The sequence below is a fragment of the Arsenophonus sp. PmNCSU2021_1 genome (genome assembly GCF_036919435.1).
Taxonomy (GTDB): Bacteria; Pseudomonadota; Gammaproteobacteria; order Enterobacterales; family Enterobacteriaceae; genus Arsenophonus; species Arsenophonus nilaparvatae.
Genome location: NZ_JAZHPL010000011.1, coordinates 196,701 through 216,922, shown reverse-complemented (window position 1 = coordinate 216,922; position 20,222 = coordinate 196,701). Strand labels below are relative to the sequence as shown.

Annotated in this window: 23 protein-coding genes, 4 tRNA genes and 3 pseudogenes; 17 read left to right on the top strand and 13 right to left on the bottom strand. The window is 40.8% G+C overall.

Going from position 1 to position 20,222, the window contains the following annotated elements; all coding sequences use genetic code 11:
* Window positions 1–634: 634 nt before the first annotated feature.
* Window positions 635–1,081, bottom strand: a complete 447-nt coding sequence (locus tag V3224_RS26600; RefSeq protein WP_334473468.1) for a hypothetical protein — start codon at window positions 1,079–1,081, stop codon at window positions 635–637.
* 12 nt (window positions 1,082–1,093) lie between these two features.
* Window positions 1,094–1,387 (bottom strand): hypothetical protein, encoded by a 294-nt coding sequence (locus tag V3224_RS26595; protein ID WP_334473466.1) that lies wholly within the window; start codon window positions 1,385–1,387, stop codon window positions 1,094–1,096.
* A gap of 122 nt (window positions 1,388–1,509) precedes the next feature.
* Here V3224_RS26595 and V3224_RS26590 point away from each other — a divergent pair, with 122 nt between their 5' ends.
* Window positions 1,510–1,872 carry a hypothetical protein gene (locus V3224_RS26590; protein ID WP_334473464.1) on the top strand — a complete coding sequence of 121 codons (363 nt, stop codon included), beginning with the start codon at window positions 1,510–1,512 and terminating at the stop codon, window positions 1,870–1,872.
* A 21-nt stretch (window positions 1,873–1,893) separates the two neighbouring features.
* On the opposite strand, the gene V3224_RS26585 is transcribed toward V3224_RS26590, so the two are convergent.
* Entirely contained in the window at window positions 1,894–2,766 is an 873-nt protein-coding gene (locus V3224_RS26585; RefSeq protein WP_334467716.1) for an IS982 family transposase, read from the bottom strand.
* A 175-nt stretch (window positions 2,767–2,941) separates the two neighbouring features.
* On the opposite strand from V3224_RS26585, the gene V3224_RS26580 reads away from it, so the two are divergent.
* From V3224_RS26580 to V3224_RS26565, 4 genes are all read left to right on the top strand, one after another.
* Entirely contained in the window at window positions 2,942–3,451 is a 510-nt protein-coding gene (locus tag V3224_RS26580; protein ID WP_334473463.1) for a hypothetical protein, read from the top strand.
* Window positions 3,444–4,742 (top strand): DUF2800 domain-containing protein, encoded by a 1,299-nt coding sequence (locus V3224_RS26575; RefSeq protein ID WP_442891072.1) that lies wholly within the window; start codon window positions 3,444–3,446, stop codon window positions 4,740–4,742. The genes V3224_RS26580 and V3224_RS26575 overlap by 8 nt, the downstream gene beginning before the upstream one ends.
* Before the next feature lie 15 nt (window positions 4,743–4,757).
* A complete protein-coding gene (locus V3224_RS26570) occupies window positions 4,758–5,312 on the top strand; it encodes a DUF2815 family protein (protein ID WP_334473461.1) in 555 nt (184 codons plus the stop codon).
* Between the two features lie 74 nt (window positions 5,313–5,386).
* Complete coding sequence (locus V3224_RS26565) at window positions 5,387–5,581, top strand: hypothetical protein (protein ID WP_334473459.1); 195 nt, start codon at window positions 5,387–5,389, stop codon at window positions 5,579–5,581.
* A 2-nt stretch (window positions 5,582–5,583) separates the two neighbouring features.
* Here the strand turns inward: V3224_RS26565 and V3224_RS26560 are convergent.
* Window positions 5,584–5,659 (bottom strand) — tRNA-Lys (locus V3224_RS26560).
* 10 nt (window positions 5,660–5,669) lie between these two features.
* Entirely contained in the window at window positions 5,670–6,056 is a 387-nt protein-coding gene (locus tag V3224_RS26555) for a hypothetical protein (protein ID WP_334473458.1), read from the bottom strand.
* 490 nt (window positions 6,057–6,546) lie between these two features.
* Between V3224_RS26555 and V3224_RS26550 the strand changes: the two are divergent.
* Window positions 6,547–6,750: pseudogene (locus V3224_RS26550) on the top strand (helix-turn-helix transcriptional regulator); the annotation flags it as partial.
* Between the two features lie 127 nt (window positions 6,751–6,877).
* On the opposite strand, the gene V3224_RS26545 reads toward V3224_RS26550, so the two are convergent.
* Window positions 6,878–7,638 (bottom strand): IS5 family transposase gene (locus V3224_RS26545; RefSeq protein WP_334473457.1). Its coding sequence is split into 2 segments (ribosomal slippage): window positions 6,878–7,300 and window positions 7,303–7,638, totalling 759 coding nucleotides; the frame shifts between segments, so codons are not numbered across the junction.
* Window positions 7,639–7,719: 81 nt separating this feature from the next.
* Here V3224_RS26545 and V3224_RS30390 point away from each other — a divergent pair.
* The 11 genes and pseudogenes from V3224_RS30390 to V3224_RS26490 all read left to right on the top strand — a co-directional run bounded on the left by V3224_RS30390 (window position 7,720) and on the right by V3224_RS26490 (window position 15,658).
* Window positions 7,720–8,409, top strand: a complete 690-nt coding sequence (locus V3224_RS30390; protein ID WP_442891069.1) for a Rha family transcriptional regulator — start codon at window positions 7,720–7,722, stop codon at window positions 8,407–8,409.
* Between the two features lie 12 nt (window positions 8,410–8,421).
* Window positions 8,422–10,485: pseudogene (locus V3224_RS26535) on the top strand (DNA polymerase).
* A 34-nt stretch (window positions 10,486–10,519) separates the two neighbouring features.
* A complete protein-coding gene (locus V3224_RS26530) occupies window positions 10,520–10,732 on the top strand; it encodes an ANR family transcriptional regulator (protein ID WP_442891067.1) in 213 nt (70 codons plus the stop codon).
* Window positions 10,723–11,004: a VRR-NUC domain-containing protein gene (locus V3224_RS26525; protein ID WP_334473455.1), complete on the top strand. Its 282-nt coding sequence runs from the start codon at window positions 10,723–10,725 to the stop codon at window positions 11,002–11,004. Before V3224_RS26530 ends, V3224_RS26525 begins: the two co-directional genes overlap by 10 nt.
* Before the next feature lie 102 nt (window positions 11,005–11,106).
* Entirely contained in the window at window positions 11,107–11,916 is an 810-nt protein-coding gene (locus tag V3224_RS26520) for an antA/AntB antirepressor family protein (protein WP_334473454.1), read from the top strand.
* On the top strand, window positions 11,888–13,312 hold the full coding sequence (locus V3224_RS26515; RefSeq protein ID WP_334473453.1) for a DEAD/DEAH box helicase: 1,425 nt from the start codon (window positions 11,888–11,890) through the stop codon (window positions 13,310–13,312). The genes V3224_RS26520 and V3224_RS26515 overlap by 29 nt, the downstream gene beginning before the upstream one ends.
* Window positions 13,313–13,489: 177 nt before the next feature.
* The gene (locus V3224_RS26510) at window positions 13,490–13,666 is read left to right on the top strand and encodes a hypothetical protein (RefSeq protein WP_334473452.1); all 177 of its coding nucleotides are present in this window, start codon (window positions 13,490–13,492) and stop codon (window positions 13,664–13,666) included.
* A 22-nt stretch (window positions 13,667–13,688) separates the two neighbouring features.
* On the top strand, window positions 13,689–13,934 hold the full coding sequence (locus V3224_RS26505) for a hypothetical protein (RefSeq protein ID WP_334473451.1): 246 nt from the start codon (window positions 13,689–13,691) through the stop codon (window positions 13,932–13,934).
* An 86-nt stretch (window positions 13,935–14,020) separates the two neighbouring features.
* Window positions 14,021–14,334: pseudogene (locus V3224_RS30385) on the top strand (antA/AntB antirepressor family protein).
* Between the two features lie 26 nt (window positions 14,335–14,360).
* A complete protein-coding gene (locus V3224_RS26495) occupies window positions 14,361–14,639 on the top strand; it encodes a DUF4224 domain-containing protein (RefSeq protein ID WP_334473449.1) in 279 nt (92 codons plus the stop codon).
* 2 nt (window positions 14,640–14,641) lie between these two features.
* Entirely contained in the window at window positions 14,642–15,658 is a 1,017-nt protein-coding gene (locus V3224_RS26490; protein WP_334473448.1) for a tyrosine-type recombinase/integrase, read from the top strand.
* 142 nt (window positions 15,659–15,800) lie between these two features.
* Here the strand turns inward: V3224_RS26490 and V3224_RS26485 are convergent.
* The 7 genes from V3224_RS26485 to V3224_RS30380 all read right to left on the bottom strand — a co-directional run bounded on the left by V3224_RS26485 (window position 15,801) and on the right by V3224_RS30380 (window position 20,188).
* A tRNA-Leu gene (locus V3224_RS26485) sits at window positions 15,801–15,887 on the bottom strand.
* Between the two features lie 7 nt (window positions 15,888–15,894).
* Window positions 15,895–15,968 (bottom strand) — tRNA-Cys (locus V3224_RS26480).
* A gap of 33 nt (window positions 15,969–16,001) precedes the next feature.
* A tRNA-Gly gene (locus tag V3224_RS26475) sits at window positions 16,002–16,077 on the bottom strand.
* A gap of 571 nt (window positions 16,078–16,648) precedes the next feature.
* A complete protein-coding gene (gene pgsA / locus V3224_RS26470; protein WP_334473893.1) occupies window positions 16,649–17,197 on the bottom strand; it encodes a CDP-diacylglycerol--glycerol-3-phosphate 3-phosphatidyltransferase in 549 nt (182 codons plus the stop codon).
* A gap of 53 nt (window positions 17,198–17,250) precedes the next feature.
* Window positions 17,251–19,083: an excinuclease ABC subunit UvrC gene (gene uvrC / locus V3224_RS26465; RefSeq protein WP_334473447.1), complete on the bottom strand. Its 1,833-nt coding sequence runs from the start codon at window positions 19,081–19,083 to the stop codon at window positions 17,251–17,253.
* On the bottom strand, window positions 19,076–19,723 hold the full coding sequence (locus tag V3224_RS26460; RefSeq protein WP_334473445.1) for a LuxR C-terminal-related transcriptional regulator: 648 nt from the start codon (window positions 19,721–19,723) through the stop codon (window positions 19,076–19,078). The genes uvrC and V3224_RS26460 overlap by 8 nt, the downstream gene beginning before the upstream one ends.
* A 186-nt stretch (window positions 19,724–19,909) precedes the next feature.
* Window positions 19,910–20,188 carry a phosphate-starvation-inducible PsiE family protein gene (locus V3224_RS30380; RefSeq protein ID WP_442891196.1) on the bottom strand — a complete coding sequence of 93 codons (279 nt, stop codon included), beginning with the start codon at window positions 20,186–20,188 and terminating at the stop codon, window positions 19,910–19,912.
* Window positions 20,189–20,222: the final 34 nt, after the last annotated feature.

Below are 20,222 nucleotides of genomic sequence, written 5' to 3'. Positions count from 1 at the left end.
CCATTGCAACCAATAGAGAGTTCATATTTGAACTCTCTACTAACTATTATCCCCTTAATATTCCTCTAGATAGCTTAAACCCCTTCTGCATTACTATCAAATAAGTAAAAAAAATCAAAAACTTTTCAATAATTAACAATCACATACGGAAAAATACATTTTTATATGTTTACAAATACTATTTTTATAGTATATTTAAAATACTAACAGATAGAACTATTACCTGCTCTTTAACAATTTAGAAAGTCGGAATGTACAGCGCGTTATGTCTGTATGAGTGCAGGTATGCACGTTGCATAGAGTGCGATCCGCTCTTTGCAGGACAGCAATGTCAAGGGACAGGCAGCCATCCCAGACTGTACAAACGCAAAAAACACTAATTATAGGTCATTTTGCGAAGTGGCCTATGGTGAGTGATTTTTACTAACCTACGGTCACAAAATACCAATAATTATCTTTATTACGCTAAAAGATGGAACCATAAAACACCCAAACAGTCGTTTTTGGGGTGTGTGAAATAACCAAAATACAGTCATTAAGTTAAAAACTAACACCAGGGCACTACCAATATGACGGTAAATATAATCCGGATACCTCCGGCACACACCACCAAAACCGATTGGTATTTAGGAGGTCAACCGCATACCAAACGTATAAATTTTTGATAGTAAGATAGTTTTTCTTGAAACTGGAGGTCAACATTCAACTTGATCTGCGTTTTAAGTAGCGCAATCGGTTCTAGACAAGGCCATATTATGTCATCGGTACTTTCCAGCTCTAATAATCTTTCTCTTAATTCACTATCATCAAATTTAGATTCGTTAGTATAGAGCTTTAGATAATCAAACGCTTTTTTCTTTGCTTCGCCTGATTTTTTGCCAAATTGGTATGTTGATTGAATAGCGGAAAGGACAACGATCGATATACCAAAAAAGAAAGGATTTCCATTCAACACAATCGCTGAACCAAAAATTAAAAGTAATACCGAGATAAATCTATCTATGCGTCCAGTGATTATTGCAAACAACTGTTCGAGATAATGACCATAAAGAATTCTATCGGTGATTTCTTCTCGATTCATAACTATCAATCCTTATTTTTTACTTTCACCCCCTGAACTTTTTGATGGCGGTGACTTAGGTTGTGGCGTTGGTCTAATCATTTTAGACGGTAGATGATCAATCGTTCTTACCTTTTCTGTTACCGATTTTTTATCAGACATAATTGTTTCTTTTTTATGCGTTGCGGGAAACACATAGTAACCGGTTTTGTGTGTTGTGGGAATACACAAAAGGGAGCGAGCCTGACGCGCCAGAAATATCAGGCATCCCCTATTTACCCCATTACATCGGAAAAACCACCATGCAAAAAGCAAAAATCCTGTCATCGGAGCGATTTCCGATGAATAACAACGTCCGGCGTTTACGCTATTTACAAAAATTAGAAGCGCTAAAACGTAATGTCAATCACCAGTTTCCTGTCACTGTATATCGTTGAGGTCGCCACATAATGCTTACCGCAAATACTCCCCTGCTGGCAAGACTGGCAGAAAACCACACGCAAATGATCATGGCGCACAATCAACTGGCCGAAGCCCATAAAATGTTAATCAGTCAGTTGGTCGGACATACTGAACATGACCCAAACGAACCAAAACCCTTCACACAGGACGTTAAGCCTCAACCTGTTGCGCCATCGGTTATGGTTGAGACTAAAGAAGTGATTGAGCCTAAAATTACTATCGAAGTGCCCACTAAAGCCGAAGACAAACCAGCCCCCGTTGTCGCCGAGAAAAAGGTTCAAGCCCCTAAGGCAGAAGCGAAACCTGCTAAAGCCGTTAAACCGATTGTTGAAGCACCTAAAGTAACCTGAGTTCGGGATAAGCATTATCAATTATACTTGAAGATACGTACCTGCAACAGGTATCTTTGGTTTAGATGGCATTAAACAATATGCAACCAGTCCGCCTAATAAATTCACTACAAAGTTAGCCGGAGAGCGATGTCGCGTATGCTCTATTTGACAAAGATTTTTTAACTCATCAAATACCGTTTCAATGACAGAACGATGACGCAAGATGGCTTTGTCGAAACAAGTCTGTTTAATAGGCTTCATTTTCTTCTTGATATTCGTTATAAGGCTAATTCCCATCGTTTTGAGTTGCTGTTTCAGTGAAGCCGATAAATACCCTTTATCTGCGTACAAACAACCAGAAAGATCCTTTGTCAGCTCAGGCAATGGTTTCCGATCATCGGTGTTTCCTGGTGTGAGTCGAAAACTGAGTATTTCCCCCAAATGATTGATAATTACATGAAGCTTGAAACCAAAGAACCAACCTGTTGAATTTTTTCCCCGTTCAGCTATCCCATTGAAGACTTTATGTCTGCGGATCCGTAAGTTATCACACACCGCTATCGGAGTAGAATCGGCAACCGATAGCCCCGTGCATTTTCCCTTAATTGACTCAAACAGTGCCGTTAACGCTAAGGCACTACGCGGAAGTAACTCTACACAGCGTGAATAGGATGGCAAGTTAGGAAATTCCTTCCGGAGATATAAGCGGACATAATAGAGATAAAATACCTTGAATTGCCTGAATCGGAGTTGATGAAACAACACAACCAGTGTCATCATTTCCGCCAACGAAAGCTGAGTAGACCGTCTACGACGCTTAGTACCGTTAGTCAGCAAATATTCATGCATTTTTGGCTCGAAGTCTTTGCAAAAATCATCCATCAGGCAATAAAGTTCAGTAAGATTTTCCATAATTGTTTAACAATGCTCTACTCTTTAACCAGACTGTTAGAGTATTTTAACAAAACAGGCTCATTCAACTATTTGAATATCAAGACTTTCTCTTTATTTCTTATCCCGAACTCAGGTTAAAGTAGAGCCTGAACCTGAACCTAAGCCCGAAGCGGTTGATATCGAATCGCTTGATTTGCGCCATATGGTCGCCCTGTCGGTATTGTTTGGGGATAAAGCAGTAAAACCTGACAGTACGCAAGTTGCTAAAGCCACCGCAACGTTTACATCTGAGAAAGCAGATAGTGTTACCGGGCAAATTGATGCGCTTTACTGTGCCTTAAACGGGTTACCTAAAGTGACATTTCTTTCCAAAACCAAGATTTTTACGATATGCTTAAAAATACTGGCTAACTGGGACAATCTCTTTGGCATTACCGATCGTCGTGAATTTGCCTTGTCATTATTGCGTGAATTGCCTACCCCAGCAGAAGTCAAACCGATTGATTTTAAGGCACTTCGCAGTGAGGCTTCCGCATGCATTACCCAACTGGTCAAAAAAGGATATCGCAATGAAGCGCTAAATATCCTCACATCGTTCAACGCTAAAAAGATGGGTGACGTAACCGATGATAATCTGGTTCAGTTTATCGAGAAAACCAAACGCGTTTTAGCCGATGATAACGCCGAGGGCAGTGATGGCTGAACATGCAAAACTTGCCCCCTCCTCAGCCCATAGATGGATTAAATGTAGTGCCAGTCTCGCAGTAGAAGCCACCTTACCCGATAAAACATCACCGTTTGCGGAAGAAGGCAGCGCGGCGCATGCATTAGCGGAAAGTATCCTGACAATGCGTCAAAACCCGTTTAGTGACGGGCGTAAGCGAACATCTGGCTTCGATGCAAAGGATTATATCGGTACATATCCGTTGTTAAAAGCCAACTCGCCACAAGTGGATGAAGAGATGATTGAGCACGTCCAGACCTATGTTGATACTGTCTGGCAACTAGCGGACGGGAAAATCTTACAGGTTGAGGAGCGAGTTGACTTTTCAGCCGTCATTGGCGTAGAAAATTCATTCGGTACCGCCGATGCAATTATTATCAGCGAGGATGAGTTACAAATCCATGACCTGAAATATGGCAAAGGCGTTAAAGTCGATGCCAGACAAAACGCACAACTTATGCTCTATGCGCTAGGCGCTTTATATCAGTTTGACCTGGTTTATGATTTCAAAACGGTTCGACTTTTTATCCATCAGCCCAGGCTTAACCATCTGTCCGAATGGGCGCTATCGGTTGAGGAGTTAAAAGACTTTGGGGACTTAGCCCGATTGAGAGCGCACAAAGCCATGGAGATGGCCACCCTTGCCGAGCGCAATGGGCTTGATGCGCTACCCGATAGTGCTTTTTCACCAGGTATCAAGCAATGCCAGTTCTACAAAGCCAAGGGCGGATTGTGTTTTGCTCAGGCTCAGTTTGTCCATAGTGAAGTCAGAGGCGATTTTGTCGATTTGACCCAGCCTTTAGTACCTCAACTAAACGATGCGTCAACACGCATTACGCTACTAACTCCTGAGCAAATGGCAAAACTCTACCCGCATGTTGATTTGATAGAGAGCTTTTGTAAAGCTCTGCGAAATCGGGTCGCCGAAACATTACACAACGGGCAGTCGGTACCAGGCTTTAAACTGGTGACTGGCAAACAGGGTAATCGCACCTGGGGTGATGAGCGTGAAGCCGAAGCACTGTTAAAAAATGCCAAACTTAAACAGGAGCAAATCTACCACAAGAAAATTATCAGTCCACCACAGGCTGAAAAATTGCTTAAAAAAGACAAGCCGAGCAGATGGGCAAAACTCGAAGCGCTTATTGAGCGAGCAGACGGTAAACCCGTTATCGCACCGGAATCTGACCCAAGACCTGCCATTATTACTAACCCCTTAAACGACTTTGACGATGTGACCGAAGCGTCACTCGTTGACAAATCCATCTAATTAAAAGGTAACGTGATGAAAATCAAATTAAACAACGTACGTCTAGCTTTTCCCGATTTATTTGAACCTTCTCAGTTTAGTGGTCAGAGCGAATTCAAATACCGTGCCACTTTCCTTATCGCTAAAAGTCGTACTGACCTGATTGAGGAAATTAAAACCGGTATCAAACGTGTGATTGGCGAAAAATGGGGCGCAAAGGATATCGAAAAAATCTATAACAGCATTTGCAATAACCCTAACCGTTTTTGCTTACGCGATGGGGATAGTAAAGAGTACGACGGGTACGCCGGAAACCTGTATATCGGTGCTAGCAATAAATCTCGTCCGTTAGTCATTGACCGCAATACCTCACCGTTAACCGCACAGGATGGTCGCCCCTACTCTGGCTGCTACGTTAACGCCACCATTGAGTTTTATGCCTATGACAATAATGGTAAAGGCGTTTCAGCGTCATTAAGAGGCGTTCAGTTTTTCCGGGATGGTGATGCGTTTAGCGGTGGCGGCGTGGCCTCCGTTGACGAGTTCGACGACCTAAGCATGGCTGAGGAAGAAGAGTTATTGGCAAGTTAACACCAGGGAACCACTGCCGCCTTAAGTGGTTAAATAATCAGGCACCGCGCTAAATTCCTTGAGGAGGCTTAAAAATGAAATTAGATAATATTGGTGAAAGCATTACGCTCACTAACCCCAGTAACAACAGCCATTATCTACTCAATCTTGCACAACCTGTTTACGCCGATGAAGAAACCAAAACATTAATTCATATGATTCAGCTACTGGCAGAAGAAAACCAGCACTTGAGAAAAGAGAATAAGCGATTGGCAAAGCGGCATCGGTAAAATGGTGGGCTATGCAGGACTCGAACCTGCGACCGATGGATTAAGAGTCCACTGCTCTACCAACTGAGCTAATAACCCATGATAGTAATTATAGTGCAGGCATCAAAAAGGCTTTTACCACTAGAGAGAGGATACCTAAAATACCCGCGCCTAACATCCAGCGCATTAACTTTTGCTCAGCGCGAATGCCTGACATTTCAAGTTGTAAGTCTTTGCGAACTAGTGATAGTTTAGCATCCGTTTTATCGAAAAGATTAATCATGTCTTTACGAACATCAGCTATTTGAGCGTCAACTTTATCAAATCTTACATCTATATCTTTACGTACGTCTTCTAAATCACGTTTAGTCGCTACATCAGCAACTTCATGCGATCTACGTACGACAAGTGAGATAGCTCTAGCCTGTTCTCTAGAAATACCCGCATTTTCTAGTTCTTCTGATGCTTGTAATGCATCAAATGCAACCTGACCCATAACGATACCTCCTTTTGCTGGAAGTATAACATAATCACGCGCATTGTGAACTCAATGAGAAATAGTCGCTGACTGAAGGGAGTGTGAATCCCAACAGCCAGCTAACCCTAAACCTAATGTAAGTAGGAATAAGTCTAATGAAAAAGTCTATTACTGTTATCGCTGTCTGTAAAGTTTTTGTGGAGGTGATCTAATGCGGCCTCTCACTGAACAACACATCGCACGCTATAACAAAATCTTTCCAGAACTTGCTCCCGAGCAACTTGAAACCGCGGTTTTATACGCAATGGGAATACCTGAAAAGCAAATTGCATATTTCAGATCGGCTACGGATACCACCGTCAGCAAAACACTTGAAAAGATAAAAGAGATATACGAAACGGATTCAGTCAGTCACTTACGCGCCATTTTTCAGGTAAGAATGTTTCATTTTAGTATCGTGGGTAATTGCAGCAGTCAGGCTAAACCGCCTATAGAAAAGACCAAACCCTTTTCCAAGCGTGAAAACGAGGTCATTTACTGGGTGAGTAGGGGGAAAACTTATCCTGAAATATCAATGATACTGGATATAAAAATAGTCACGGTTAAATTTCACATAGGCAACATATTAAAAAAACTCGAGGTATATAATGTCAAACAGGCAATAAGAATCTGCGTTGAGCGCAATCTTATCGAACCCGTGATCACCGAATAAACCTTAATTTCACCAATAAGTAATCCACAAACGTCACTAATTAATCTTAACGCCCCTTTTTATAGGGGCAATCTTTCATCAATTTAACTATTGAGGAATTTTTATATGCAAAATCTAGGGCCTGTCATCAAATAAGCCAGACGGCGGCAGCGGTCAGATGGATAGCACCAAGAAAGTTGATTGCGGTTTTATCGTAACGGATAGCAATAGCGCGATACTGCTTCAGTCGGGCAAAGAAGTTTTCGACTAAATGCCGAGCTTTATGGAGGTGTTCGTCATACGCACGGTGTTGTTTTCGGTTCGAGAGAGATGGGATCACTACCTCCTTGCCTTTGTCTTTCAAGGGCTGGACAAGGCGCTCTTGAGCATCGTAGCCCTTATCGGCAATGATCGTTTGGCCTAGTGTATCCTCAAGCAACACATCGGCACCTTCTAGGTCGTGGGCCTGGCCCAGCGTAAGATGAAAGCCTGTAGGGTTACCGAGAGCATCGACTGTAGCGTGAATTTTGGTGCTCAACCCGCCGCGACTACGACCGATAGCTTGTTTGTCTGGATCCCCCCTTTTGCTCCAGCGCTATGCTGATGGGCCCGCACGATAGTCGAATCAATCATCGCATACTCGTTGTCAGCCTCCTTCGCCAAGGCGTTGAACACGCGCTCCCATACGCCAGTCTTGCTCCAGCGTGAGTGACGTAGGTGCACAACACGAAAGTCGCCAAAACGTTCGGGCAGGTCTCTCCAGGGAATGCCTGTTCGATAACGGTAGATCACCGCCTCTACGAACAGCCGGTTGTCCCGAGCGGTCACGCCTACATGACCTTTCCGTCCAGGAAGCAATGTCTCAATCCGAGCCCATTGATCATCTCGAAGTGCATAGCGACGCGTCATCTCTTTCTCTTTGGCCTAAGTGGATAATCATATATGAGGCATATCATACACGTATATCCCGGCATTTGATGACAGGCCCTAATGAACGCACAAAATATCACATTTTCCAACAGCGAGACTATCGATTCACAACAATTGCTGCTAATGGTCAACGAAACACGAAAAGAACATGGCGAACCACCAATTAGAAACAACAAATTTATTGAAAAAATTAAGGATGAGCTTGAAGGAGAGTACTACACAAAAAGTGTAGTGCAAAAAATGAACAACACGGAATCAGAAGTTATCGAAATGACACTTAAGCAAGCGCTCCGTGTTGCGGCGCGTGAATCGAAAGCCGTTCGCCGTTCACTGATTGATAAACTGGAGCAACAAAGTAGACCACAAAGCGCCAATGAAATTATCGCAGCAATGGCGTTAGCTAACGTTGCACAGGAGCGTCGGTTAAAGAGTATCGAGCATCAGATAGAACAAGTTTCGGAAGAAATCGAACATATAAAACAAGGCACTATCCCCGCGGATTTCCAAGGTTATAGCTATCTTAAAACAAAATATGGCTTAAGCGATGCGAAATGTCGCCAGTTAGTGATGGCGTGGAATGTGCCTTATAAAAAAGTGCCTCATGTAGCGCCAGGTGGTCAGATTACCCAAATGTCGGTAGTTGAGGAAGAAGCATTTAAATACGCGCTGGATACGATGATGCTTGAGTCTGAGAAACGCGGCAGTCAGTGGTATCACCCTAAAATGGGGCGTTTTTCCGTAACCGCCTGATAAGGATGGATTATGCAAAATTTACTATTTTGCGATTTAGAAACCTATAGCGATATTCCGATTAATTGTGGTACGCATCGCTATGCTGAAAATGCAGAAATATTACTTTTTGCATACGCTTATAATCATGGCTCTGTCAAGGTCTGGGATGTGACGCAAGATAAAACGATGCCCACAGATTTGAAAGCCTGTCTTGACGACCCTGCGATCTTAACCGTCTGGCACAATGGCGGTATGTTTGATACGGTAATTTTAAAACACGTGTTAAATATTGACTTACCGTTATCCCGTGTTCACGACACGCTTGTACAAGCACTGGCACATGGCTTACCCGGTGCACTTAGTTCGCTTTGCGATATCTTTAACGTCAATAGCGATAAAACCAAAGATAAAGAAGGTAAAGCGCTCATACAGCTATTTTGCAAACCCCGTCCTAAAAACAGCAAAATACAACGCACCACGGCGTTAACACATTTCGAAGAATGGCAACGTTTTAAGCAATACGCAGGCTCTGATATTTTAGCAATGCGCGAGATTTATCAACATTTACCGCGTTGGAATATGAATTTTAATGAAACAACGTTATGGCAGTTAGACCAAAGAATTAATCGCCGGGGGATGTGTATGGACGTAGAACTGGCGAAAAGCGCTTTAAACGCAGTTGAAAGCGAGCAAAAGCGGCTATCAATCGTCACCCAGCAATTAACGGATAACGCCGTACAAGCCGCGACCCAACGCGATGCGCTGCTACATCATATCGTTTCGGCATTTGGCATTACATTACCGGATATGCAAGCCAGCACGCTACAGCGACGCGTTAATGACCCTGATATTCCACGGGCTTTACGTGAACTGCTGTCAGTCCGTCTGCAATAGTGCACAACCAGCACCAGTAAATATAAAGCGCTGTTGAAATCGGTGAGTGCAGATGGACGACTTCGAGGAACCAAACAGTTTTGTGGTGCTTCACGCACTGGACGATGGGCGGGGCGGATTTTTCAACCGGATAATCTCCCGAGACCCACGCTTGACCAAAAAACCATTGATGAGGGGGTTGAAGCGTTAAAAGCGGGTTGCGCCGAGCTGATTTTCGATGACATTATGCAACTGACCAGTTCTGCGCTTAGAGGATGTATTATTGCCCCGCAGGGTAAGAAGCTGGTTATTTCCGATTTATCCAATATTGAAGGTCGCATGTTGGCATGGCTGGCGGGCGAAAACTGGAAAGTCAAGGCTTTTAGCGAATTTGATAACGGCAAAGGCGATGACCTCTATAAACTCGCCTACGCGCGCGCATTTTATCTTTTACCTGAGAACGTCACTAAAGCTCAACGACAAATCGGTAAGGTGATGGAGCTTGGCTTAGGCTATGGCGGTGGGGTTGCAGCATTTTTGACATTTGCCCTCGCCTATGGCCTGGATTTAGATGAATTGGCGGAAGCCGCATTACCTAATATACCGCATAACGTTAAGCGAGAGGCGATAAGCTGGTATCAAAAATCCGTTGAAACAGATAAAACTTATGGCCTCAGCGAAAAAGTCTTTGTTACCTGCGATTCCCTTAAGCGGATGTGGCGTAATGCCCATCCGCAAACCGTATCATTCTGGTACGACATTGAAGACGCCGTAAAACAGGCCATTCAGTCACCGGGGATAGTGTTTAAGTGCCGTAAACTTGGCGTTCGTCGCGATAAAGGCTGGCTCAGGATTTGTCTACCATCAGGTCGTAGTCTTTGCTACCCTTCTGCGCGAATAGAGAATGGACAGATTACCTATATGGGGACTAACCCCTATAGCCGTAAATGGGAAAGGCTTAAAACCTACGGCGGGAAAATTACAGAAAATATCTGTCAGGCGGCCGCACGCGATGTATTAGCCTATAACATGCTGCCTATTGAAAAGGCGGGGTATGAGATTGTTCTGACCGTCCACGATGAGATTATCAGCGAAGCGCCCGATACCCCACAATTTTCCGCTGAGGGGTTAAGCGCACTGTTAAGTGCCAAGCCTGACTGGGCTTTTGATTTACCGCTTAGTGCAGCGGGATTTGAGACTTATCGCTATCGAAAAGAATAATAACACACAGGATAAAATAAACATCATGGCCTTTATGAAAAACGACAGCCCACTTTATTTTAAGGTGGCGCGCGATGCAGTTCACCTTGAGCAGTCAGGACAATACCATGAAGCCGCACGCGCATGGTCACAGGCAAACCGACTGGCACGCAATCGCAATAACCGTATCTGGAGTGAACACCGCGCCGATTTTTGCCTGATGCAAATTAAAAGAGAACACATAAAAAGGATGTATTCATGCGGTTGATCAGGGAAGATAGTATCGAAAAACATTTGGTGCGTGAAGTGCAAAAAATCGGTGGCATTGCCTATAAATTTGTTTCACCTGGACGACGGGGTGTACCTGACCGATTAGTCGCGCTGCCCAATGGCAAGATTATTTTTGTGGAGTGTAAAGCCCCAGGCGAAAAACCCACCCCCTACCAATTACGCGAACACGCACGGCTTTTTGCCCTAGGCCATCAGGTCATCGTACTGGACAGTCAGGATCTAAGCAGCATCTTACCCGTTGCGGGCTGAGAGCCTTAAAAGCAATTTATCTTCTTGATTTCCCTTATTTAAGCCCCTGCGGGTTACAGATCACTTTTCACACTATCAATTTCATTATTGAGGAATAGCTTTATGCCAAATTTAATAAACATCGAAACAAAAAACATCAACGGTGCATTAAGCCAAACGGTTAATGCGCGCGATTTACATGCGTTTTTGGAAATTACCACGCGATTTAATGATTGGATAAATAGGCGTATAGCAGAATATAGTTTTGAAGAGAACATTGACTATATTATTGTTGAAAATTTGAGCTACTCAAATTTGAGTAGTGCAAAATCTCGCCAACGTCTGATGAAAGACTACTGCATCAGTATCGATATGGCGAAAGAGCTATCCATGGTTGAGCGTAATGAAAAAGGAAAACAGGTAAGGCAGTATTTTATTGAATGTGAACGCCGCGTTTTGCAACCTCAATCATTACTCCCAACAAAAAAAGAACTGGCACTCATGGTTGTTCGTGCCGAGGAAGAGAAAGAAAAGTTATTACTGGAAAATAAAAGCCTATCAACCGAAAACGATTGTCTTAAAAATCTCTTTAAAGAAGGTATGACCCCTACCCAATTTAGCAAAATGCTTAACGGGGTAAACAGTCAACAGATAAATCATTATCTTGCCGCGAAAAACTGGCTCTATAACGAAAGTAAATCCGGCAACAATTTACGCTGGCGTGTTGCCGCTACCGCTCGGGATAAATATTTCACCGAAAAACAAAACGAAATAAGCCCACATGGTGGGAATAGCTTCATTAGTTATCGCCCTGTTTTACTGAGAAAAGGCGCACAGCGACTTTATGGCCAGTATCTGGCTGACAAACTCCCCATGAAAAAGAAGTGGAACGGATTACATACCCATGACAAAACTATCCAGATTGTCGCCTGAACAAAAGACAATCGCTAAAACCTTTACCCCTCGACCTTACCAAAATCTCATTATCAATCACCTACTCGATATAAAACGCTCAAATATCTGGGCGGGAATGGGAATGGGTAAAACGGCAGCAACGCTGACGGCGTTAGAAAATCTCTATCTTGCAGGCAGTGAAACCAAGCCCACCTTGGTGTTAGCCCCTTTACGGGTAGCCCAATCCACCTGGCCTGACGAAGCACTTAAATGGAACCATCTCCATAATATCGAGGTGCAACCGATCATTGGCACCGCCAAAGCAAGGATGGTGGCACTCAAAAATACCCATGCCAGCGTATTTACTATCAATTATGACAATCTCGTCTGGCTGGTTGACATCCTCGGAGACAGTTGGCCTTTTGGCACGATTATCGCAGACGAGAGCACACGCTTAAAATCATTCCGGTTACGCAAAGGGGGTAAACGCACCGCCGCACTCGCCAAAATCGCCCATAAATCTGTCCATAGATGGGTAAATCTGACGGGTACACCTTCACCCAATGGCCTGATGGACTTATGGGGGCAAGCGTGGTTTGTTGACCAGGGCGAACGGCTAGGCAGAACGCATAATGCGTTTACGTCTCGCTGGTTTAACCGTATCCAGTTCCCTGGGCAACAATGGAGCAGGTTTGAGCCTTTAGGATTTGCTCAGCTACAAATTCAGTTAGCCCTTAGTGATGTCACCTTATCCCTTAATGCCACTGACTGGTTTGATATCGATGAACCGATACACAACGTTATCAACATTACGTTACCTGCAAAAGCGCGAGCACACTATCAGGCGATGGAAAAAGAACTGTTTCTTGAGTTGGGCGATAGCGCTATCGAAGCGTTAAATGCCGCTGCCAAAACAATAAAATGTTTGCAAATTGCAGCAGGCGCTATTTATAGCGATGACAATCACAACTGGACAGAAATACACGATGCCAAAATCCAGGCGCTGGAAAGTATTGTCAATGAGGCTGGAGGGATGCCAGTACTGGTTGCTTACCACTGGAAACATGACCTTGAAAGACTGTTAAAAGCATTTCCAAAAGGCAAAATGTTAGACGCTAACCCACAAACCCTTACCAACTGGAATAATGGCAAAATTCCGTTACTTTTTGCACACCCCGCGAGCTGTGGACACGGCTTAAATTTACAGGACGGGGGTAATATTCTGGTCTTTTTCTCCCACTGGTGGGACTTAGAGCAGTACCAGCAAATCATCGAACGTATCGGCCCTACGCGTCAAGCGCAAGCCGGACATAACCGCCCTGTCTTTATCCATCATATCGTCGCTAAAGATACGCTTGATGAAGTGGTGATGGCGCGCCGTAATTCAAAACGGGCGATACAGGATTTATTACTGGAAGCGATGAGAAGGAAATAAAAAAGACCAGCGCTAGGCTGGCCAACACCAAGTAAAAATATTGCTGTTAGCAAACACACAACCAAATAACTATACAAGAGAAATAAAGAATCAACCTTAAATTTATAAATATTTATATATTTAAAATAAATAGTTATCATTATCGTTACTATTCTCATTAACAACGGAGAACTCACCATGTGGATTTTAATTTTAGCCATGTACGCCAGCCCTTATGCATCAAGTAACTTTGCAAGTGTTCATACTCAGGAATTTGACACTGAAAATATGTGCCAATTCGCCACTAAACAGTTTGAGCGTGAGTTTGAAACTTTTAAGGATATCAACGCCAAAGCGATTTGCGTTAAGAAATAAGCCAATTTCAAAAGGTTCAACCATGAAACTTAACATCATCAAATTACTAATCACAACATTACTTTTTATTAGTGCAGCGTTTGCCTTCGAACTCATTGTTGGACATCTTGCGCACGCTGATACCGTCATTGACCCACAAATCAGGTTTAAGCGTGGCGAATTAGGCAATATTCAATTAGGCGGACAAGAGCTACTGGTTATTGGCATCATGCTAGTGCCAGCTCTTATGGTTTATTTGGGGGTATTCCTCGACACATTGAAGAAATAGTTACAGAACAAGAAGTCATTACCCACCCTAATCTATTCCACTTAATTAATACCCATTCATCAATTTTAATATTGAAGGATAACTATATGCGAAATTGGATAAACATCGAATCAAAAAACATCAATGGTGAATTAATCACGATGGTTAATGCACATGATTTACACTACTTTTTGGGAAGTAAGCAAGATTTTAACACATGGATGAAGAAGCGAATTTTAGACTTTAGATTAGTTGAAAATAAAGACTTTATTCGCCTCCACAAAAAATGGAAGCCAACAACGCTACTATAATTGACTACCACATTTCCCTCGATATGGCAAAAGAGTTATCCATGGTTGAGTGCAGTGAAAAAGGTAACCTAACAAGGAAGTACTTGCAACAAATTATCTGTTCTTGTTAATACATCATGCTAAATAAAAAGGATCAGTGCAAGGCTGGCCAACACCAGGGAAATTACGTTGTGAGTTTTTCAATGAGGACATAAACGTGAATAATAATTCTATGTTTATTACAGATGAACAAATGAAAGAGTTAACAGGCTATCAGAAACCATCCAAACAATGCAAAGTTTTGGAAGAAGCGGGAATATTTTTTATTAAGAGGCCTGATGGTCGCCCCAAAACTACATGGGTGCATTTCAATAACCCCTCTTCAAAAAAATTTGATATTAATTTTGCTGAGAAACCAAATTTCGGAGCTATATAGTTATGTCTGGAAAACGAAAAAATCCTGCTGATAATTGGATGCCCCCACGTGTATTTCGTGGGAGATCTGCATACGAGTTTAAACATCCAAATGGTCGTACAATTCGTTTATGTGATCTAAATGTAGATAGATCTGTTGTTTGGAGTCACTATGAACAATACGTTAATGACGAGAAACATATTTTTAATTATGAATCGCTGATTAATCAATTTCTATGTTCAGCAGATTTTATCGAATTATCGAAAGACACGCAGAATGACTATCAAAAATATTCCAAAAAAGTTATTCCTGTTTTTGGCAAAATGAATCCGGATAATATTAAACCTGAACATATTAGAAAATATATGGATAAAAGAGGATTAAAGAGTAGAACACAGGCCAACAGAGAAAAATCGTTTATGTCCAGAGTATTTCGATGGGGATATGAACGAGGATTAGTAAAAAATAATCCGTGTAAAGGCGTTAAACAATACAAAGAAGTAGCCCGTGACCGTTATGTTACAGATACAGAGTATCACGCATTATATTCTATTTCACCGTTGATTGTTCAGGTTGCTATGGAACTAGCCTATCTTTGCTGTGCTCGGCAAGGAGATATTTTAGCATTACGCAAAGATCAACTCATGGAAGCAGGAATTTATATCAAACAAGGGAAAACAGGCAAAAGCCAGATAAAAGGTTGGTCCGAAAGATTAACTAAAGCTATAAAATTAGCTAAACAATTACCATTAAAAGAAGGTGTTAATAGCTTATACGTTTTACATCAAGCAAATGGAAAACTTTATACCAGAGATGGTTTTAATAGTAGATGGTTAAAAGCTAAAGAAGAAGCCACTAAAAAATACCCTGAATTGGATTTCAATTTTACCTTTCATGATTTAAAAGCAAAAGGTATCTCTGATTTAGAAGGAACACTACAAGAAAAGCAAGCCATTTCGGGTCATAAAAATATTGGTCAGACTGCCAGATATGACAGAAAAATAAAAGTCGTACCGGTCGTAGGTAATCAGAAGAAATGAATAAATATTCAAATTTACTCAATTTATCTTCTGAAAGCATCTTCTGAAGATGTTCTGAAAGGTGATTTTAATCACAAAAATAGGATATTTAATATCTCACTTTTTACCGATTAACCTATTGATAATAAAGTAAATTTTATTATGGTGCCCAGGGCGGGAATTGAACCCGCACGGCCTTAAAGCCGAGGGATTTTAAATCCCTTGTGTCTACCGATTTCACCACCTGGGCTAAATTCTGGAGGCGCGTCCCGGAGTCGAACCGAGGTAGACGGATTTGCAATCCGCTGCATGGCCACTCTGCCAGCGCGCCCTATTCAATCTAGCTTATATGTAGGGCTGATATTGGAGCGGGAAACGAGACTCGAACTCGCGACCCCGACCTTGGCAAGGTCGTGCTCTAACAACTGAGCTATTCCCGCATTCTCACAATACTTAGTTAGTTAGTTAGTTAGTTAGTTAGTTAGTTAGTTAGTTAGTTAGTTAGTTAGTTAGTTAGTTAGTTAGTTAGTTAGTTAGTTAGTTAGTTAGTTAGTTAGTTAGTTAGTTAGTTAGTTAGTTAGTTAGTTAGTTAGTTAGTTAGTTAGTTAGTTAGTTAGTTAGTTAGTTAGTTAGTTAGTTAGTTAGTTAGTTAGTTAGTTAGTTAGTTAGTTAGTTAGTTAGTTAGTTAGTTAGTTAGTTAGTTAGTTAGTTAGTTAGTTAGTTAGTTAGTTAGTTAGTTAGTTAGTTAGTTAGTTAGTTAGTTAGTTAGTTAGTTAGTTAGTTAGTTAGTTAGTTAGTTAGTTAGTTAGTTAGTTAGTTAGTTAGTTAGTTAGTTAGTTAGTTAGTTAGTTAGTTAGTTAGTTAGTTAGTTAGTTAGTTAGTTAGTTAGTTAGTTAGTTAGTTAGTTAAACCCCGCATCGTTTGATGCACTGCATTCTACTTGTTTCCTGTATTGAGTCAATACTATTATTAATTAATTCGGTTCGTTCGCTGATTTTTCAATCATTTCGATCAAGCTTCATTCAAATTCTTCCAGGCGTCAGATAAATATTGAAACATAGACCAAAACGTTAAAATAGCCGCAAAATAAAGTAATATGAGAGCAATTACCTCAATTTGAATATTAGGATGCCACAGTAATCCAACTAATGAGAGCATCTGGGCGGCTGTTTTAAATTTTCCAATCCAAGAAACAGCTACACAACTACGTTTTCCTACCTCCGCCATCCATTCCCGTAATGAGGAAATAATGATTTCACGCGCTATCATAGTCACTGTCGGTAATGTAACCCACCAAGTATGATAATATTCGGTCACCAATACTAATGCCGTTACTACCATAATTTTATCAGCGACCGGATCTAAAAATGCACCAAATCTGGTTGTTTGCTGCCACAATCTGGCAAGAAAACCATCAAACCAATCAGTTAACGCAGCAATGACAAAAAGAAACGCACAAACAAAAGGCGCCCAGTGAAAAGGAAGATAAAAAAATAACACAAAAAACGGAATCAATATGATACGAAAAAGTGTTAACCAAGTTGGAATATTTAATTGCATCATGCTCTATAATTGTCTGGCCAAAATAAAATATATATACAATTACACTACGCTTATTGCTTTAACGCATTATAAATTTTTTCTGCTAGTGCATATGAAATCGTTGGCACTTTTGCGATTTCATCAAGACTCGCATTACGTAAAGCTTGTAAGCCCCCCATATATTTAAGTAGCATCTGCCGACGTTTAGGACCTACCCCTTCAATAGACTCTAAGGTGCTGGTATTTCTAACTTTCGCCCTACGCTGACGATGTCCTGTAATCGCGTGATTATGTGATTCATCACTAATATTTTGTATTAAGTGTAGCGCTGGTGAATCAGGCGGTAATGAAAGACCTTCTCCATCAGGTTTAAAAAACAATGTTTCTAAGCCGGCTTTGCGATCATGTCCTTTAGCTATCCCTATCAATTTGGGTCGCGTTATGTCCCAATCAACATTTAATGCCTGGAATACACCGATTGCCTGAGCCAGTTGTCCCTTGCCACCATCAATAAAAATAACATCCGGTACTTTATTTTCATCTACATGTTTACCATAACGTCTCGTTAAAACCTGATACATAGCAGCATAGTCATCACCAGGCGTAATATCAATTATATTATAACGACGATATTCAGAACGTAAGGGCCCATTACTATCAAAAACAACACAAGATGCTACAGTTTGCTGCCCCGATGTATGACTAATGTCAAAACATTCCATGCGATAAATTTTTTCTAGTCCTAGCAAGTCAGCTAATGCCTCTATTCTTTGGTGAATAGTTGATTGTTGTGCAACTTTGGTGGTCAATGCTGTCGCTGCATTAGTACGAGCCAGTTTTAAATATTTAGCTTTTATACCTCGCGGTTTCACTTGAATGTTAATTTTACGTCCCGCTATTTTAGTCAATAAATTAACAAATAGCGCTTTTTCCGGTAATAAAAAATCCAATAATATTTCTGCCGGTAAAGAGCGAATTTCACTACCCTGTAAATAAAATTGACCTAAAAATGTTTGCACAACTTCACTTAATTGCGTATTTGCAGGGATCTTTGGATAATAACTACGGCTACCAAGTACTTTCCCTTGGCGAATAAAGAGCACCTGAACACAAGCAATACCTAAGTGATAAGCAACGCTAATTACATCTAGATCTTGCGTATTACCAGTGACAAATTGTTGCTCTGTAACCGCTCTAACGGCTTGTATTTGATCGCGATAACGCGCTGCACTTTCAAATTTAAGAGCTTGACTGGCCTGCTCCATATTTTGGATTAATTGATTAAGAACTTGCTGATCCTTACCCGATAAGAATAAACGAACATATTCTACTTGTTGATGATATTCTTCATCAGCAACCAGCCCGTTAACACAGGGCCCAAGACAGCGATTAATTTGATATTGGAGGCATGGTCTGGATCGGTTGCGATAGACACTGTCTTCACACTGACGCAATGGAAATAACTTTTGTAATAAAGCCAGCGTTTCTCTGACAGCATGAACACTTGGAAATGGGCCAAAATAGTCCCCCTTTGTCTTCATAGCACCACGATGCATAGCCAAACGTGGATGTTTATCCGCACTTAAAAAAATATAAGGATAGGATTTATCATCCCTTAACAGAACATTATAACGAGGCTGATAAAGTTTAATATAGTTATGTTCAAGTAATAAAGCCTCGGTTTCTGTATGTGTTACAGTAATGTCAATCTGAGCAATATTTTTAACAAGTTGTTCGGTTTTACGGCTCGTTACTTGCCCACTAAAATAACTCGCTAACCGTTTTTTTAAATCCTTAGCTTTGCCGACATAAATAACCACCCCAGATGTATCGTACATACGATATACACCTGGTTGATTGGTTACTGTCTGCAAAAATACTTTCGGTTCAAATAGTTCAGGCACTATAATAAAAACTCTCTGTTTGAATCAATCCATTCGTTATAGCTATATAAGTTAATTCTACATCACTACGCACTTTTAGTTTACTAAACATTCTATATCTATAGCTATTTATTGTTTTTGTGTTTAAGTTGAGCTGTTTTGCTATTTCGCCAACCGGTATACCACGCGTCACCATAAGCATAATTTGTAATTCACGATCAGATAATAGGTTTAAAGGATTGCTCATTTCTGTATCTAATTGATGCAATACCCGCCATTGTGCAATATCCGGCGACAAATATTTTTGCTTTAATTTGACGACACGAATGGCATGCAGTAAATCGCTTTCTTTCGCCTTCACACTCAGTAAACCTCGTGCTCCAGCTTCTAGCGCCTTCATTAAATAGATATTTTTCTTTTCAGTAGAATACATAATTATGCCTATATCAGGGATCATCCTAATTAAACTTTGTAATTTTTTAATTAATTCATAGTCGCTTGCTCTGCCATTTAATAAAATAATTTCCGCCGTATGTTTTCGGCACCATTGTATGGCTTGATTCAAAGAAACAACATGCCCAGCTATTTTCATACCTTTTGTTTTATCAAAAATAGACTGCATTCCCAATCTAATAAACTCATTATCTTCCACTAATAACACACTGATCAAAGAAATCTCCCTCTTCTTATAAGTAATGAAAATGTCATTATCATTAATATATAAATTTATTTATGCTAGACAATCACTATATTTTATAACTAAAAATAGAAAGTTAATAAAATAAAAATAATATTAATTATTCAAGATACTATTTATAATTAATATAAAATAATTTGAAATATAAATTTATACTATTGTTCGCACTTTATTTTTTTCAGTATTTGCAAAACATAAAGCCAAAAACAATAACAACAGCACTCCATCATAAATAATAGTATCGACAGCAGATTTATGAACAATAATAATCAAACTGACAACAAATATAGTGCCAATATAAATAAAATAATGTAAAGAAAAATGATAATCTGATTGGAAATATTTAATGAATAACGAAATAAATACAAAATAAAGAAAATAACTGAAGATAGCTGCAAGTAAACAGTAAGATGATTGTGCTAAATTAATACTAAATAACCTGAGTTCGGGATAAGCATTATCA

What these genes read in the sequence shown, in the direction of transcription:
- V3224_RS26565 (WP_334473459.1), top strand. Translation starts at nt 5,387, where the DNA reads ATGAAATTAGATAATATTGGTGAAAGCATTACGCTCACTAACCCCAGT.
- V3224_RS26585 (WP_334467716.1), bottom strand. Translation starts at nt 2,766, where the DNA reads ATGGAAAATCTTACTGAACTTTATTGCCTGATGGATGATTTTTGCAAA.
- V3224_RS26520 (WP_334473454.1), top strand. Translation starts at nt 11,107, where the DNA reads ATGCCAAATTTAATAAACATCGAAACAAAAAACATCAACGGTGCATTA.
- V3224_RS26505 (WP_334473451.1), top strand. Translation starts at nt 13,689, where the DNA reads ATGAAACTTAACATCATCAAATTACTAATCACAACATTACTTTTTATT.
- V3224_RS26570 (WP_334473461.1), top strand. Translation starts at nt 4,758, where the DNA reads ATGAAAATCAAATTAAACAACGTACGTCTAGCTTTTCCCGATTTATTT.
- V3224_RS26555 (WP_334473458.1), bottom strand. Translation starts at nt 6,056, where the DNA reads ATGGGTCAGGTTGCATTTGATGCATTACAAGCATCAGAAGAACTAGAA.
- V3224_RS26600 (WP_334473468.1), bottom strand. Translation starts at nt 1,081, where the DNA reads ATGAATCGAGAAGAAATCACCGATAGAATTCTTTATGGTCATTATCTC.
- V3224_RS26590 (WP_334473464.1), top strand. Translation starts at nt 1,510, where the DNA reads ATGCTTACCGCAAATACTCCCCTGCTGGCAAGACTGGCAGAAAACCAC.
- V3224_RS26575 (WP_442891072.1), top strand. Translation starts at nt 3,444, where the DNA reads ATGGCTGAACATGCAAAACTTGCCCCCTCCTCAGCCCATAGATGGATT.
- V3224_RS26510 (WP_334473452.1), top strand. Translation starts at nt 13,490, where the DNA reads ATGTGGATTTTAATTTTAGCCATGTACGCCAGCCCTTATGCATCAAGT.
- V3224_RS30390 (WP_442891069.1), top strand. Translation starts at nt 7,720, where the DNA reads ATGAACGCACAAAATATCACATTTTCCAACAGCGAGACTATCGATTCA.
- V3224_RS26515 (WP_334473453.1), top strand. Translation starts at nt 11,888, where the DNA reads ATGACAAAACTATCCAGATTGTCGCCTGAACAAAAGACAATCGCTAAA.
- pgsA (WP_334473893.1), bottom strand. Translation starts at nt 17,197, where the DNA reads ATGCAATTAAATATTCCAACTTGGTTAACACTTTTTCGTATCATATTG.
- V3224_RS26595 (WP_334473466.1), bottom strand. Translation starts at nt 1,387, where the DNA reads ATGACAGGATTTTTGCTTTTTGCATGGTGGTTTTTCCGATGTAATGGG.
- V3224_RS26530 (WP_442891067.1), top strand. Translation starts at nt 10,520, where the DNA reads ATGAAAAACGACAGCCCACTTTATTTTAAGGTGGCGCGCGATGCAGTT.
- V3224_RS26525 (WP_334473455.1), top strand. Translation starts at nt 10,723, where the DNA reads ATGCGGTTGATCAGGGAAGATAGTATCGAAAAACATTTGGTGCGTGAA.
- V3224_RS26490 (WP_334473448.1), top strand. Translation starts at nt 14,642, where the DNA reads ATGTCTGGAAAACGAAAAAATCCTGCTGATAATTGGATGCCCCCACGT.